Origin of the sequence: Streptomyces tanashiensis (assembly GCF_014648895.1) — a bacterium.
GTDB classification, from domain to species: Bacteria; Actinomycetota; Actinomycetes; order Streptomycetales; family Streptomycetaceae; genus Streptomyces; species Streptomyces tanashiensis.
The window spans coordinates 213,034-227,284 of record NZ_BMRZ01000007.1; the positions used below are offsets into that span (position 1 = coordinate 213,034).

General features: G+C 74.2%; 13 protein-coding genes. 6 read left to right on the top strand and 7 right to left on the bottom strand.

Going from position 1 to position 14,251, the window contains the following annotated elements; all coding sequences use genetic code 11:
• The first annotated feature begins 104 nt into the window (after positions 1-104).
• Positions 105-992, top strand: a complete 888-nt coding sequence (gene mltG, locus IE237_RS22575) for an endolytic transglycosylase MltG (protein WP_189803882.1) — start codon at positions 105-107, stop codon at positions 990-992.
• 9 nt (positions 993-1,001) lie between these two features.
• Here the strand turns inward: mltG and IE237_RS22580 are convergent, their stop codons facing one another.
• The 6 genes from IE237_RS22580 to IE237_RS41625 all read right to left on the bottom strand — a co-directional run bounded on the left by IE237_RS22580 (position 1,002) and on the right by IE237_RS41625 (position 6,212).
• The gene (locus tag IE237_RS22580; RefSeq protein ID WP_229842824.1) at positions 1,002-2,102 is read right to left on the bottom strand and encodes an NAD(P)-binding domain-containing protein; all 1,101 of its coding nucleotides are present in this window, start codon (positions 2,100-2,102) and stop codon (positions 1,002-1,004) included.
• Positions 2,103-2,169: 67 nt separating this feature from the next.
• Positions 2,170-3,381, bottom strand: a complete 1,212-nt coding sequence (locus IE237_RS22585; protein WP_189803883.1) for an LLM class flavin-dependent oxidoreductase — start codon at positions 3,379-3,381, stop codon at positions 2,170-2,172.
• Positions 3,381-4,412: an ABC transporter substrate-binding protein gene (locus IE237_RS22590; protein ID WP_189803884.1), complete on the bottom strand. Its 1,032-nt coding sequence runs from the start codon at positions 4,410-4,412 to the stop codon at positions 3,381-3,383. The genes IE237_RS22585 and IE237_RS22590 overlap by 1 nt, the downstream gene beginning before the upstream one ends.
• A 35-nt stretch (positions 4,413-4,447) precedes the next feature.
• On the bottom strand, positions 4,448-5,182 hold the full coding sequence (locus IE237_RS22595; RefSeq protein ID WP_189803885.1) for an ABC transporter ATP-binding protein: 735 nt from the start codon (positions 5,180-5,182) through the stop codon (positions 4,448-4,450).
• Positions 5,155-6,015: an ABC transporter permease gene (locus IE237_RS22600; protein ID WP_189803886.1), complete on the bottom strand. Its 861-nt coding sequence runs from the start codon at positions 6,013-6,015 to the stop codon at positions 5,155-5,157. Before IE237_RS22600 ends, IE237_RS22595 begins: the two co-directional genes overlap by 28 nt.
• A 113-nt stretch (positions 6,016-6,128) precedes the next feature.
• Positions 6,129-6,212, bottom strand: coding sequence for a putative leader peptide (locus IE237_RS41625; protein WP_368858569.1), 84 nt, complete (start codon positions 6,210-6,212; stop codon positions 6,129-6,131).
• 250 nt (positions 6,213-6,462) lie between these two features.
• Here IE237_RS41625 and IE237_RS22605 point away from each other — a divergent pair, with 250 nt between their 5' ends.
• From IE237_RS22605 to IE237_RS22615, 3 genes are read left to right on the top strand one after another with little or no spacing between them, the layout of a single operon-like run.
• Entirely contained in the window at positions 6,463-7,599 is a 1,137-nt protein-coding gene (locus tag IE237_RS22605; protein WP_189803887.1) for a hypothetical protein, read from the top strand.
• 42 nt (positions 7,600-7,641) lie between these two features.
• A complete protein-coding gene (locus IE237_RS22610) occupies positions 7,642-8,190 on the top strand; it encodes a nitrobindin family protein (protein WP_189803888.1) in 549 nt (182 codons plus the stop codon).
• 37 nt (positions 8,191-8,227) lie between these two features.
• Positions 8,228-10,240 carry a prolyl oligopeptidase family serine peptidase gene (locus tag IE237_RS22615; protein ID WP_189803889.1) on the top strand — a complete coding sequence of 671 codons (2,013 nt, stop codon included), beginning with the start codon at positions 8,228-8,230 and terminating at the stop codon, positions 10,238-10,240.
• A gap of 3 nt (positions 10,241-10,243) precedes the next feature.
• On the opposite strand, the gene IE237_RS22620 is transcribed toward IE237_RS22615, so the two are convergent.
• Positions 10,244-11,242, bottom strand: a complete 999-nt coding sequence (locus tag IE237_RS22620) for a helix-turn-helix domain-containing protein (RefSeq protein WP_189803890.1) — start codon at positions 11,240-11,242, stop codon at positions 10,244-10,246.
• A gap of 160 nt (positions 11,243-11,402) precedes the next feature.
• On the opposite strand from IE237_RS22620, the gene IE237_RS22625 reads away from it, so the two are divergent.
• Both IE237_RS22625 and IE237_RS22630 read left to right on the top strand, forming a co-directional pair.
• Positions 11,403-12,815, top strand: a complete 1,413-nt coding sequence (locus tag IE237_RS22625; protein WP_189803891.1) for an aminopeptidase P family protein — start codon at positions 11,403-11,405, stop codon at positions 12,813-12,815.
• 108 nt (positions 12,816-12,923) lie between these two features.
• The gene (locus tag IE237_RS22630; protein ID WP_189803892.1) at positions 12,924-14,192 is read left to right on the top strand and encodes a sialidase family protein; all 1,269 of its coding nucleotides are present in this window, start codon (positions 12,924-12,926) and stop codon (positions 14,190-14,192) included.
• Positions 14,193-14,251: the final 59 nt, after the last annotated feature.

Below are 14,251 nucleotides of genomic sequence, written 5' to 3' on the forward strand. Positions count from 1 at the left end.
ATCGCAGTGCCCGGCGCCGTCGGTCCCCCGTCCCAGGGGACCGGCGGCGCCGCCGCGTGCGCGGGTTCCCCGGATTCGCGTACGGATCGGGTTAGCGTGCGGCCATGACGTACCGGCCGTCCTCCCCGTACGCACCCCCGCGCCGTCCCCGCCGCCCCTCCCTGCCCCGGCCGCCCCGCCCCGCCCGCCTCACCCGGCGCGGCCGGCTGGCTCTGCTCCTCGGAGCCGTCCTCACCGTGGCCGCCGGCGTCACCGTCCCCCTGCTGCTCACCCGGGAGGAACCGGCCGCCGAGCAGCCCCGCACCCTCCTCGTCCCCGAGGGCCGGCGGGCCGGCGAGGTCTACACGGCCGTCGACCGCGCCCTCCACCTGCCCGACGGCACCGCACGGAAGACCGCGACCACCCCCGGCGTCCTCCCGCTGCCCGCCGCGGCCGGCGGCAACCCCGAGGGCTACCTCTTCCCCGCGACCTACCCGGTGCTCTCGGCCACCACCCCGGAGGCGCTGCTGCGCTTCATGGTGGACACCGCCGCCAAGCGCTACGGCACCGCGCGGATCGCCGAGGGGGCCCGGGCGCACGGACTCAGCGTGTACGAGACGGTCGTCGCGGCCAGCATCGTGCAGGCCGAGGCCGACAACCCGGAGGACATGGCCAAGGTGGCCCGCGTCGTCCACAACCGGCTCGCCCGGGGGATGGCGCTCCAGATGGACTCGACCCTCCACTACGCCCTCGGCCGCAGCACCGTCGACACGAGCTTCGCGGACACGAAGTCCGAGAGCCCGTACAACACCTACGCGCGCAAGGGCCTGCCGCCGACCCCCATCGGGAACCCGGGCGACGAGGCCCTGGACGCGGTGATCCGGCCGGCGGACGGCGACTGGCTCTATTTCGTCACGGTGGCCCCGGGGGACACCCGCTTCACCGCCGACTACGCGGCCCACCGGGCGAACGTGGCCGAGTTCAACGCCGACCGGAGCGCCGGGAGGCGCTGACCGGGCGGCTCAGCCGGTCGGTGCGGCCACCCGTTCACGGCGGAGGAGGCGGCGGATGTCGGAGACGGCCGCGCGGCCCGCCCGGTTGGCGCCGATCGTCGAGGCCGAGGGGCCGTAGCCGACGAGGTGGACGCGCTCGTCCCGTACCGCGCGCGTGCCCTCCACCCGGATGCCGCCGCCGGACTCCCGCAGCCGCAGCGGCGCCAGGTGGTCGATCGCCGCCCGGAAACCGGTCGCCCACAGGATGACGTCCACGTCGACGGTCCGGCCGTCGTCCCAGGCCACCCCGGTCGGGGTGATCCGGTCGAACATCGGCAGCCGGTCCAGGATCCCGCGCTCGCGTGCCGCGCGGATCGCGTCGTTCAGGGGAAGCCCGGTGACCGAGACGACGCTCTGCGGAGGCAGCCCCCGCCGTACCCGGTCCTCGACGAGCGCGACGGCCGCGCGGCCCTCCGCCTCGCCGAAGGAGCCCTCGCGCCAGACGGGCTCGCGCCGGGTCACCCAGGTGGTCTCCGCGGCGACCTCGGCGATCTCCATGAGGTGCTGGGTGCCGGAGGCCCCGCCGCCCACGACCAGCACCCGCTGCCCGGCGAACGCCTCGGGGCCCGGGTACCCGGCGGTGTGCAGCTGACGGCCCCGGAAGGTCTCCTGACCCGGGTAGCGCGGCCAGAACGGGCGGTCCCAGGTGCCCGTCGCGTTGATCAGGGCCCGCGTCGCGTACACGCCCTCCGAGGTCTCGACCCGGAGCCGGCCGTCCTCGCCCTCCCGGACGGCCGTGACGTCGACGGGCCGGTGGATCCGCAGGTCGAAGGTCCGCTCGTACGTGTCGAAGTACGCCCCGATCACCTCCGAGGAGGGGCGCGCGGGGTCGGCGCCGGTCAGCTCCATGCCGGGCAGCGCGTGCATCCCGTGGACCTTGCCGTACGTGAGGGAGGGCCAGCGGAACTGCCAGGCGCCGCCCGGGTCGGGCGCGTGGTCCAGGACGACGAAGTCCCGGTCCGGCTCCAGGCCGGACCGCCGCAGATGGAAGGCGGCGGAAAGCCCCGCCTGTCCGGCGCCGATGACGACGACGTCCACCGTCCTGACCGCTTCGAACCCGAAATCGTTCACGTTTCCACCAACCGGGGCGGGGGTCCGGTTCTTCCCGGCCTCCGGACCCCCGCCCGCCGGTGGCTTCCTACCGCCCGCCCGGCACAAGGAGCGGCGCGCCGCCCGGGGCCGAGGCCGGGCGGCCGTTCGTGGCCGGGACACCGAGCAGCGGGGACGCCGGGGCCGACGCGAGGAGGTCGCGTGCCGCCAGTTCGGGCGTCACGCCCTCACCGAACCAGTACGCCTCCTCCAGGTGCGGGTACCCGGACAGGACGAAGTGCTCCACCCCCAGGTCGTGGTACTCCTCGATCCGGTCCGCCACATCGGCGTGGCTGCCGACCAGCGCGGTCCCGGCCCCGCCCCGTACCAGACCGACGCCCGCCCACAGGTTCGGCGAGATCTCCAGCCGGTCGCGGTCGAGCGAACCGCCGCCGTGCAGCGCCAGCATCCGCTGCTGGCCGACCGACTCGCTCCGGCCGAGCAGCTCCTGGGCCGCCGCGACGGTCTCCGCGTCGAGATCGGAGAGCAGCCGCTCCGCCGTCGCCCAGGCCTCGCGGGCCGAGTCGCGCGAGATCGTGTGCAGCCGGATCCCGAACCGGACCGTCCGGCCGCGCTCCTCCGCGAGCCGCCGGATCCAGTCGATCTTCTCCTTCACCTGCCACGGAGGCTCGCCCCAGGTCAGGTACACGTCCGCGTGCTCCGCCGCCACGGGACCGGCCGCCGCCGACGAGCCGCCGAAGAAGATCTCGGGCAGCGGGTCCGGGGGCAGCGCCGTGAGCCCGCCCTCGATCCGGAAGTGCTCGCCCTCGAAGTCGAACGGCCGTCCGCCCCAGACGCCCCGCACCACCGAGAGGAACTCCGCCGTGCGCGCGTACCGCCGGTCGTGGTCGAGATGGTCGCCGAAGCGGCGCTGCTCGGCCGAGTCCCCGCCGGTCACGACGTTGAGCAGGAGCCGGCCACGGGTGATCCGCTGGTAGGTGGAGGCCATCTGGGCGGCGAGCACCGGGGAGATCACCCCCGGCCGGAACGCCACCAGGAACTTCAGCCGCTCGGTGTGCTGGGCCAGCGCGACCGTCGTCAGCCAGGCGTCCTCGCACCAGGTGCCGGTCGGGGTCAGCACGGCCTCGAAGCCCAGCTGTTCGGCCGCCTTGGCGATCTGGACGAGGTAGTCGATGTCGGGCGCGCGCACCCCGGACACGGCCCGGTCCCGGGTGATCCCCCCGTCCGTGTAGGCGTGCCGGTCGACGAGGGTCCGGCCGTCGCCGCCGGTCGGCAGGAACCAGTGCAGATGGACGGTCATCAGGAGGCCTTTCCGTAGCTGCGCGCCGGGGTGGTGGACGGCGGCAGGTCCTTGTTGAAGCGGGTGTCGACGTAGTCGGCGAAGCGGAACGCGCGGGGGACGAGCTTGAGCGCGGCGAAGGTGTCGGCGATCCTCTGCTCGGAGGCGATCGCCGCGTCGTCGAGGGCGACGGGGATCCGGGTGCCGTTGCTGCGCTTCACGGCGGCCAGCGCCACCTCGTACGGCAGCCCGGTCTCCTTCGCCCACACCTTCGCCCAGTCCTCCGGGTGGTCGAACACCCAGCCCTGGGCGCGGCGCAGCCGCTCGACGAAGTCGCCGATCGCCTTCGCCTTCTCCTGGTCGGCCAGCGCCGAGGGGGCGGCGACCTGGAAGCCGAGACCGTTGACGAGGCCGCGGCCGTCGGTCAGCACCCGGCCCTTGCCGCCGAGCAGGACCTGGGAGGTGTACGGGTCCCAGACCGCCCAGGCGTCGACCTTGCCGCTCGTGAACGCGGCCAGGGCGTCGGCCGGCTGCAACAGGCTGACCCGGACGTCGGACAGCCCCAGACCGGCCTTCCGGAGCGAGGCGATCAGCTGGAAGTGCGCGGAGCTCCCCTGGGCGACGGCGACCCTCTTCCCCTTCAGGTCCCGCGCGGTGCGCAGCGGCGAGTCCTTCGGGACGAGGATCGCCTCGCCGGCGGAGTCGCCGTGCGTCGCGGCGACCAGGGTGATCTTCGAGCCGGCGCCGGCCGCGAAGACGGGCGGCGTGTTGCCGACGGATCCGAAGTCGACGGCTCCGGCGTTCACCGCTTCGAGGAGCGGTGGGCCGGAGGTGAACGTCGACCACTTCACCCGGTACGGGAGGTCGTCGAGCTCACCGGCGGCGCGCAGCAGGGCCTCCGAGCCGCCTTTCTGGTCGCCGACGTTCAGGACGAGGGAGCCCTTGCCGTCGGTGTTCGAGGCGCCGCCTGCCGCGGAGGCGCCGGAGCAGGCGGAGGCGAGCAGGGCGAGCGGCACGAGCAGCGCCGCGGCGGACAGTCGGAAGGACTTCACGGTTGTCTCCTCGGGTGACGGTGGGGGCGCATCGGTCAGGCCGTCGCGCTCTCGGCGAACTCGCCCTCGGTCACGCCGAGTTCGGCGAGCAGCCGGGTGCGGAGTCCGGCGAGCGCGGGATCGCCGGGGGAGCGGGGGCGGTCGAGGTCGACGGCGGTGTCGTACGCGATCACGCCGTCCCGCATCACCAGCGCGCGGTCCGCGAGCAGCAGCGCCTCGTCGACGTCGTGCGTGACGAGCAGGACCGTGCAGCCGCGCCGCTGCCACAGCTCGGCCACGAGCCGCTGGGCCTTGAGCCGTGTCAGCGCGTCGAGCGCGCCGAACGGTTCGTCGAGCAGCAGCAGGTCCGGGTCCCGTACCAACGCACGGGCGAGGGAGGCGCGTTGGGCCTCACCGCCCGACAGGGTCTTCGGCCACGCCCCCGAGCGGTGACCGAGCCCCACCTCGTCGAGCGCCTTCTCCGCGACGGCCCGGCCCGGCTTCCCCGGCAGCCCGAGCAGCACGTTCCGCCAGACCTTCTTCCAGGGCATGAGGCGCGGCGCCTGGAAGGCGACGGCGCGGCGGCGCGGCACGAGGACCGTGCCGGAGATCTCCCGGTCGAGCCCCGCGAGGATCCGCAGAAGGGTCGACTTGCCGCAGCCGCTGTGCCCGAGGAGGGCCGTGAACTGCCCGGCGCGCAGGGTCAGATCGAGCCCGTCGACGACGGGACGCCCGTCGAAGGAGCGGGTCAGACCCTGGACGGTCACTGCCCGGTGAAGGTCGGTCGCCATTGCAGCAGCAGCCTTTCGAGAGTGCGGACGAGGGCGTCGGCGAGCAGGCCGAGGAAGGCGTAGACGACCAGGCAGACGACGATCACGTCCGTGCGGAAGAACTCCCGTGCCTGGTTCATGAGGAAGCCGATCCCCGCGTCGGCGTTGATCGACTCGCCGAAGACCAGCGCGAGCCAGGCCGTGGCCAGGGAGTACCGCAGGCCGGTCATCGCCCCGGGCAGCGCGCCCGGCAGGACGACATGGCGGACCAGGCCCCAGCGGCCGAGCCCCAGGGACTCGCCCGCCTCGACGAGTCGGGCGTCGACGCCCCGGATCCCGGCGTACACGTTCAGGTAGAGGTGGAAGGCGACACCGAGGGCGATCAGCGCCACCTTGGGCGCCTCGCCGATCCCCAGCCAGATGATGAACAGCGGGATGAGCCCGACCCACGGAACCGTCCGCAGCATCTGCACGGGGGCGTCGACGAGGTCCTCCCCGAGCCGTGAGAGGCCGGACACCAGGGCCAGCGCGATCCCCGCCACCCCGCCGAGCAGCAGCCCCGCGGCGACCCGCCGCAGCGAGACGCCCATCGCGGTCGGCAGCGTCCCGTCCCCGACGAGCTCACCGGCGGCCCGCGCGATGGTCCCCGGTGACGCGAGGACGTCCGCCGGCAGCACCCCCGTCGCACTGCACGACTGCCAGAGGACGAGCAGCAGCACCGGGCCGACGGCCCGGCGCAGCCAGCGGGGGACGGACGGGACGCGGCCCGGGGCCCGGGCGGGAGTCAGGGACTCGACATCCGGCAAAGGCGATATGTCGGGCGGAGCGGAAGGCGGGGCATGGTCGACCGTCATGACGGACTCCGGGGGAGAGGGAGGTGAAGGTACGCGTCAGCGCCCGTGGGCGCGGAACGGACACGCGCGCACGGCGATCAGGGCGTCAGAGGTGTGGTGAAGGTGAAAGGGCGTCAGCGGCCGCGGCGACACGCGGCGGAGGCCACCCGCAGCAGGTCGATGTGACCGCGCGAAGTGAGCAGGGCTGTACGCAACATGGCGCGAACGTAGCGGCCGTCACGCGCGGGGTCAACGGCGTCTCGTCCCGTGGACGCGCGGTTCCGGCGGTCGGCCCGCGGTCCTCCCGCTGTCCTTCCTGTTTCCTTCCGGAGACCTTCCGGCGCCGGGCCCGCGCGGCCCGCGCCTGCCGAACCGACGTGCGACCGTGCCCCACGTGTGATCAGGGCGCCCTAGTCTCCAGCTGTCCGGGTGCACCCGGACTGGTCGTTCACGACGGGGGGACAGGACATGACGTACCGGCGCGCGGTGACACCCGCACTGATCGGTGGGCTGTTGCTCACCGCACTCCTGTGGTGGGCGGGTGCCAGTGCGGACGCGCTGCACCTGCCCGGCAGCGGCGGGACGCTGGGGCCCGAGGTGGTCGCCGAGCTCCAGCGCTGGCTGACCCCGTGGGCGTACGACCCCCCGTCCTTCCTCGACGCCGGTGCGGCGGTCTCCGGCTATGTCGGGGACACGGCGGGCGGCGACCGCCGGGACCACTACGCGGGGCTGTACACGACGGCGCTGCAGATACGGTTCGGCGCCCTGTTCGTCTTCTTCGTGCTCGGCGCGCTGCTCCTGATCCGCAGGCTGCCGCCGGTGCGCGGGCGCACGACCGCCGCGTTCCTCGCGCTGTGGGCCTGGGGCATGGTCGCCGGGGCGCTGGCGGTCACCGTGTCCGCGCCGTGGCTGATCGCCTCGACCGGGCACGGCAGTTACCGCTTCCTGCCCCAGCTGGCGAACGTGATCGCCTCCGGGCGGCAGCTCCCCGTGGTCGTCGCCCTCGTCGCGGCCGGAGCGGCCGTCCTGGTCGCACGGATCACCGCCGACGCCGCGGAACCCCTGCCCCGGACGGACGTCCCGGCCCGCGCCGCACGCCGGGCCGCCACCGCGGGGACCGCCGTGATCGCGCTGTCCGCCGTCGTCCTCTCGTACCAGTCGGTCGCCGCCGCCCTCCAGACGTTCTCCCCGGACGGCGGACTCCTCGCCGAGCCGGGCGACCTGCTGCGCCAGTGGCTGCTGCTCGGCGCCTGGTCCGGCCCTGCGGGCGGCCCGCTCGGCGACTGGCTCCTCCACCGCGCCTCCGACGTCCTCCTGCTCGCCGTCGTCTGGTGGGCCCTGCGCCGGCTCCCCGGACTCCTCACCCGGGTCACGCTCCCCGCCATGGCGGCCGGCACCGTCTGCGCCACCGTCCTCGGCCTCCTCGCGAGCCAGCTCCTCCGGATCGCGGTGGTCCAGACGGGCCCCCATCAGGGCCTCCTGTACTCCTCCGCCGGCCTCGGCAACGGCATCCCGGCCGCCCTCACCTTCGGACTCGTCGCCGGCGTCACCGCCACCACGGTCCTCCGGCTCTCCCTGCGCGGCGCGCCGGACCCCGCGCCCTAAGCTGCGGTGGACCACAGCCCCCGACCCCAGGAGCGCACCCCCATGAACGACCGCGACCGGCGGCACCCGTACCCCGACGCCCTCCGGGCGGACGAGGCGCCCGCGCCGCACGCGCTGCTCGCCCCGGTGGCCGGACTGCTCGGGACCTGGGTGGGACGCGGGCGGGGCGGCTATCCGACGCTCGCCGAGGAGTTCGCGTACGAGCAGGAGGTGACCTTCAGCCATGACGGCCGCCCCTTCCTGCACTACGAGGCGCGGGCCTGGCTGATCGACGAGGACGGCACCCCGCTCCGCCCGTCCGCCCGGGAGAGCGGCTGGTGGCGGCTGCAGCCCGAGGGCCGCGTGGAGGCGCTGATCACCCAGCCCACCGGCATCGCGGAGATCGCCGTCGGCCGCGCGGACGGCACCGCCGTCGACCTCACCACCGACCAGGTCGCGCTCGCCCCCACCGCCAAGCAGGTCGACGCCACCCGCCGTCGCTACACGCTGACCGGTGAGGACACCCTCGACTTCGTCCACGACCTCGCCGCGGTCGGCAGGCCGCTCCAGCACCACCTCGCGGTCCGGCTCCACCGCGAGAACCGGAACTGAGGCGGGCTCCCGGCGGCCGGGCCTGCACAATACGGGGGTGAGCGATGACGACCCGTACCTGTGGCTGGAAGACATCTCCGGCGAGGCCGCCCTCGCGTGGGTGGCCGAGCGGAACGCCGAGACGGCGGACGTGCTGGCCGCCGACGCCGGGTTCGCCCCGCTGAAGGCGCGCCTGAGGGAGGTGCTCGACGCCTCGGACCGCATCCCGTACACCGTGCGGCGCGGAGCGTTCCTCTACAACTTCTGGCGCGACGCCGAGCACGTGCGCGGGGTGTGGCGGCGCACGACCCTGGAGCAGTACCGCAAGGACGCACCCGAGTGGGAGGTGCTCCTCGACGTCGACGCGCTGGCGGCCGCCGAGGACGAGAAGTGGGTGTGGGACGGCGCGCGGGTGCGCCGTCCCGCCTACGACCGGGCCCTGGTCCGGCTGTCGCGGGACGGCGGCGACGCCGTCGTCGTCCGCGAATTCGACCTCACCACGCGGGAGTTCGTCGCGGACGGCTTCGAGGTCCCCGAGGCGAAGACGCGCGTCGGCTGGATCGACGCCGACACCGTCTTCGTCGGCACGGACACCGGGCCCGGCTCGCTGACCGACTCCGGCTATCCGCGCACGGTCCGCCGCTGGCGGCGCGGCACGCCCCTCGACGAGTCCGAGCTCGTCTACGAGGCCGAGGACGCCGACGTGTCGGCCTGGGGCTACCGCGACGACACCCCCGGCTTCGAGCGGGACTTCGTCGGCCGCTCCCTGGACTTCTTCCGCAGCGAGACGTACCTCCTGGAGCCCGACGGCACGACCGTACGCATCGACGTCCCCGACGACGCCCTCGTCCACGCCCACCGCCGGCACCTGCTGGTCACCCTGAAGTCCGACTGGCTCGGGCAGCCCACCGGCTCCCTCCTCGCGTTCGACCTGGAGGCCTTCCTCGCCGGCGACCGCACCCACGAGGTGCTGTTCACCCCCGACGCGAGGACGGCCCTCGCCGGTCACTCCTGGACCCGCCACCACCTGATCCTGGAGACGATGCGGGACGTCAGCGCCCACATCGAGGTGCTCACCCCGGGCCGCGACGGCGCCGGCTGGACGCGTACCCCGCTCGTCGGCGTCCCGGCGCTGTCCGCCGTCGGCGTCGTGGACACGGATCCGGACGTCTCCGACGAGTACTTCCTCGACGTGTCCGGCTTCCTCCAGCCCTCCAGTCTCCACCGCGGGCACATCGGAGGCGACACGGAGGTCCTCAAGCAGGCCCCGGACCGCTTCGACACCGCCGGCCTCACCGTCGCGCAGTACTTCGCGACCTCTCCCGACGGCACCCGCGTGCCGTACTTCGTCATCGGCCCCGACCACGCCGCCACCGGCCCCGGCCCCACCCTGCTCTACGGCTACGGCGGCTTCGAGGTCTCCCTCACCCCCTACTACGGCGCCGTCACCGGCCGGGCGTGGCTGGAGGGCGGCGGCACGTACGTCATCGCGAACATCCGGGGCGGCGGCGAGTACGGACCGGACTGGCACCAGGCCGCGCTGGGCGCCGACCGGCCGCGCGCCTTCGAGGACTTCGCGGCCGTCGCCGAGGACCTCGTCGCGCGGGGCATCACCACCCCGGACCGGCTCGGCGCCTCGGGCGGCAGCAACGGCGGCCTGCTCATGGGCGCGATGCTCACCCGCCGGCCGGAGCTGTTCGGCGCGATCGTCGCGCAGGTCCCGCTGCTCGACATGACCCGCTTCCACAAACTCCTCGCGGGAGCGTCCTGGATCGCCGAGTACGGCGACCCGGACGACGCGACCGACCTCGCCCACCTGCGCGCACTGTCCCCGTACCACCGCCTCACGGCCGACCGGACCTATCCGCCGGTGCTCCTGATGACCTCCACCCGCGACGACCGCGTCCACCCCGGGCACGCGCGCAAGGCGGCGGCGCGGCTGCGGGAACTCGGCCATCCGGTGCTGTTCCACGAGAACACCGGCGGCGGCCACGCGGGCGCCGGCGACAACGAACAGGCCGCCCACAACAGCGCCCTCGTGCACACCTTCCTGCGGCGGCACCTCACCTGAGCCTCAGAGCCACCCCTGGCGCTGCGCCTGCAGCGCCATCTGGAAACGGCTCGTGGCGCCGAGCCGGGCCATGAGGACCTGGATCCGGCGGAAGAGCGTCCGACGGCTGACCCCGATCTCCCGGGCGATGACGTCGTCGCTCGCGCCGCCCGCGAGCAGCCACAGCAGCCGGCGGTCGGCGGGCAGCAGCCCGGCGGGCAGCACGCCCGCCGGGCGGGCCGTGCGGCCGTGGAACGGAAGCGCGCCCTGCCAGGTCTGCTCGAACAGGGCGATGAGCGCGGAGAGGAGCCCGCACGGCTGCACGACCAGCATCGTGTTGTGCACGTCGGCCTCCTTGATCGACAGCGACACCAGCGCGTACGCCTCGTCGATGATCATGAGCTTGACCGGCAGCTGCGGCAGCACCCGGGCCTGTTCGCCCGCCTCGATGCACGGCTCGATGACCGTCCGCATCTTGTCCGGGTGCTCCAGCGACGCCTGCGAGTAGATGACCCGCTGCGTCACCCCCCGGGCCAGCGTCGCCAGCGCGTCGTCGGTCGAGCCCGGGATGTGCGTGTACGGGGGCGTGTCGAACTGCCGGATCTGCTCGCGGGCACTGCCCCAGGCCTGCCGGCTCCGGGGCCCGATCGCGTCGCCGGTGACGACCTCGACGAGATCGTCGTTGTACGCGGCGAGCCGCTGCCGCCGGAACGACTCGAAGGCGCCGCCGACGGTGATCCGCGACTCGTCGAGCTCGGCCGCCCGGTGCCGCCCCAGGATCTCCAGGCCCGCGGCCGGAGGCACCGGGGCCACCAGGTCCGGGCCCTGCGCCGCCGGACTCGCCAGGCCCGCGTCGACCAGTTCGCCGTACGCCGCCGACAGCTCGGCACCGCCGAGACCGGCGGCGTCACCGATGGCGCTCAGCGGCGCGGGACCGAGCTCCAGGAGCCGGATGTAGACCCGGCGGGCCTCGTCCCCGATCCCCAGGAACCGGAGCGCCTCACTGAGCTTCTCGTTCGCCATGGACCGCATTATCGGCCCGCCGGGGGAGCCCTCGCCGCCCGGGGTGTGGCCGATCCGTGCCACTGACCGATCCGGGCACCGGGCGGGCCCGGCGCGGAGTACCGTCCGGATGCCGCCGACGACCGGCGGCCGAGAACGTACCCGGAAGAAGGTGCAGGACGTGGCGAAGGGTCGCAAGAACGGCCTCTACGAAGGCGTCTCCGAGGAGCTTTCCGCTCTGATGAGGACGGGGTGGGCGGACACCGAGCGGCACGACCTCGAACCGGCCGAGCAGGCCCCGTACGCGGCCGCACGCCGCGTCGCGCTCTCCGCGCTCTTCCCCGGCGAGCGCCTGATCGTCCCCTCGGGGAACCTCAAGACCCGCTCCAACGACGACACCTACCCGTTCCGCCCGTACTCCGGTTATGTGCACATGACCGGCGACCAGGCCCGCGACGGGGCGCTCGTCCTCGAACCCCGCGCCGACGGCGGCCACGACGCCTACTGCTACCAGCTGCCCCGCGACAGCCGCGACAACGACGAGTTCTGGATCGGCTACACGGCCGAGCTGTGGATGGGCCGCCGCCGCTCCCTCGCCGAGGCCGAGACCGTCCTGGGACTGCCCTGCCGCGACGTCCGCACCATCACCGAGGACCTGGCCGCCGGATCCGGCGTCCCGACCCGGATCGTCCGCGGCGTCGACCCGGCCCTCGAAGCCGCCGTCACCACCGACGAGGAGCGCGACGTCGAGCTGGAGGGAGCGCTCAGCGACCTCCGCCTCGTCAAGGACACGTGGGAGCTCGGCGAGATGCGCAAGGCGGTGGACTCCACCGTGCGCGGCTTCACCGACTGCGTCGCCGAACTCTCCCGTGCCGTCGCCTCCTCCGAGCGGTGGATCGAGGGCACCTTCTTCCGCCGCGCCCGCCTGGAGGGCAACCACGTCGGCTACGGCTCGATCTGCGCCGCCGGCGACCACGCCACGATCATGCACTGGACGGACAACGACGGCCCGGTGCGCCCCGGCGAGCTGCTCCTCCTCGACGCCGGCGTGGAGACGCACTCCCTCTACACCGCCGACGTCACCCGCACCCTCCCCATCAGCGGCACCTTCACCCCGGTCCAGCGCCAGGTGTACGACGCGGTGTACGAGGCCCAGGAGGCGGGCATGGCCGCGGTGAAGCCGGGCGCCCCGTACCGCGACTTCCACGAGGCCTCGCAGCGCCACCTGACGGCGCGCCTCGTCGAGTGGGGCTTCATCGAGGGGCCCGTCGACCGTGCGTACGCCCTCGGCCTCCAGCGCCGCTTCACCATGGCCGGCACCGGCCACATGCTCGGCCTGGACGTCCACGACTGCGCGCAGGCCCGCACGGAGGAGTACGTCGACGGCGTCCTCGAACCGGGCATGGTGCTCACGGTCGAGCCCGGCCTGTACTTCCAGCCGGACGACCTGACCGTGCCCGAGGAGTGGCGCGGCATCGGCGTCCGGATCGAGGACGACCTGGTCGTCACCGAGGAGGGCCACGAGAACCTGTCGGCCGGTCTGCCGCGCTCCTCGGCCGAGGTCGAGGCGTGGATGGCCCGGTTCGCCGGCTGAGACCCCACCGTTCCGCACGAGGGTCGTCCGCGTGATGTCACGCGGACGGCCCCTCGTGTTGCCCCTGAGTTCGCCCGGTCGTCCCGTCGGGCGGGGATCGTGGGGCGAATGGGTCGAAGGGTGACGGCAGGGGGACCTGCGGGACGGGTGACCGCGGGCGGTCTCCGGCTGCTCGTCCTGCCGGTCGTGGGGCTCGTCCTCGCGGGGCTGGGCGTCGCGGGATCCGGCTCGGATGACCCCGGACCGCCGGGGGCGAGGGCCGGGTGCGAGGCGTCGGTCCCGTACACCGCCGGCGTGGGCGGCTACGCGAACTACCGCATTCCCGCGGTCGTGCGGACCCCTGCCGGGACCGTGCTCGCCTTCGCCGAGGGGCGGACCGGCGGGGCAGGGGACAGCGGCGACATCGACATCGTGGTGCGGCGGTCCGACGACGGAGGCTGCGCCTGGGGGCCGTTGCTCGTCGTGGCCGACGGGCACGGTGACACGCGCGGGAACCCCGCACCGGTCGTGGATCCCCGCTCGGGCGACGTGGTGCTGCTCAGCTCGTACAACGGCGCGGAGGCGACGGAGGGGCGGATCCTGCGCGGAGGGGTCCCCGAGGCGCGCGGCCGCCGGGTGTTCGTCCAGCGCAGCGCGGACGACGGACGGACCTTCTCCGCTCCGAGGGAGATCACCGCGCGCGTGAAGAAGCCCGGATGGCGCTGGTACGCCACCGGACCGGGCCACGCCCTCGCCCTCACCCGGGGCCCGCACGCCGGGCGGCTCGTCGTGCCCGCGAACCACTCGGCGGCGCCGCCCCCGGGATCCACGGACACCGGCGAGGAGCCCCGGTACTACGGGGCGCACGCCCTCACCAGCGACGACGGCGGCCGGACCTGGTCTCTCGGCTACGTGGACGACACGTACGACGGGTTCGTCAACGCCAACGAGTCCACGGCGGCCGAACTCCCCGACGGAAGCCTGTACCTCAGCTCCCGTGACCAGCTGGGGACGAGTCCCGGCAACCGCGCGGACGCCTCCTCGGACGACGGCGGAGCGAGCCTCGACCGCCCCTTCGCGCCCCAGCGCGCCCTGGACCGCGTACCCGTGGTGCAGGGCAGCCTCCTGTACGTGGGCGGCCGTGACGGGGTCCTGCTGTTCTCGGCCCCCTCGGTGCCGGACGCCCGCGCGGAGCCGGCCCTCTGGAGGAGTACGGACGGCGGGCGGACCTTCGCGAAGGCGCTGACCGTGTCCGGGAGGAGGGCCGCCTACTCGGACCTGGTGGCGCTGGACGCCGCGACGACCGGCCTCCTCCACGAGACCGGGACGAGGAGCCCGTACGAGACCGTGGAGTTCCGCCGCATTCCGACGGCGGCGCTCATGGGCGGCGCGCGATAGCGGCACCGGCCGCACGCGCGCGTGCGGAGGGGGCGCCGCTCCGTACACAGGTCCGGTCC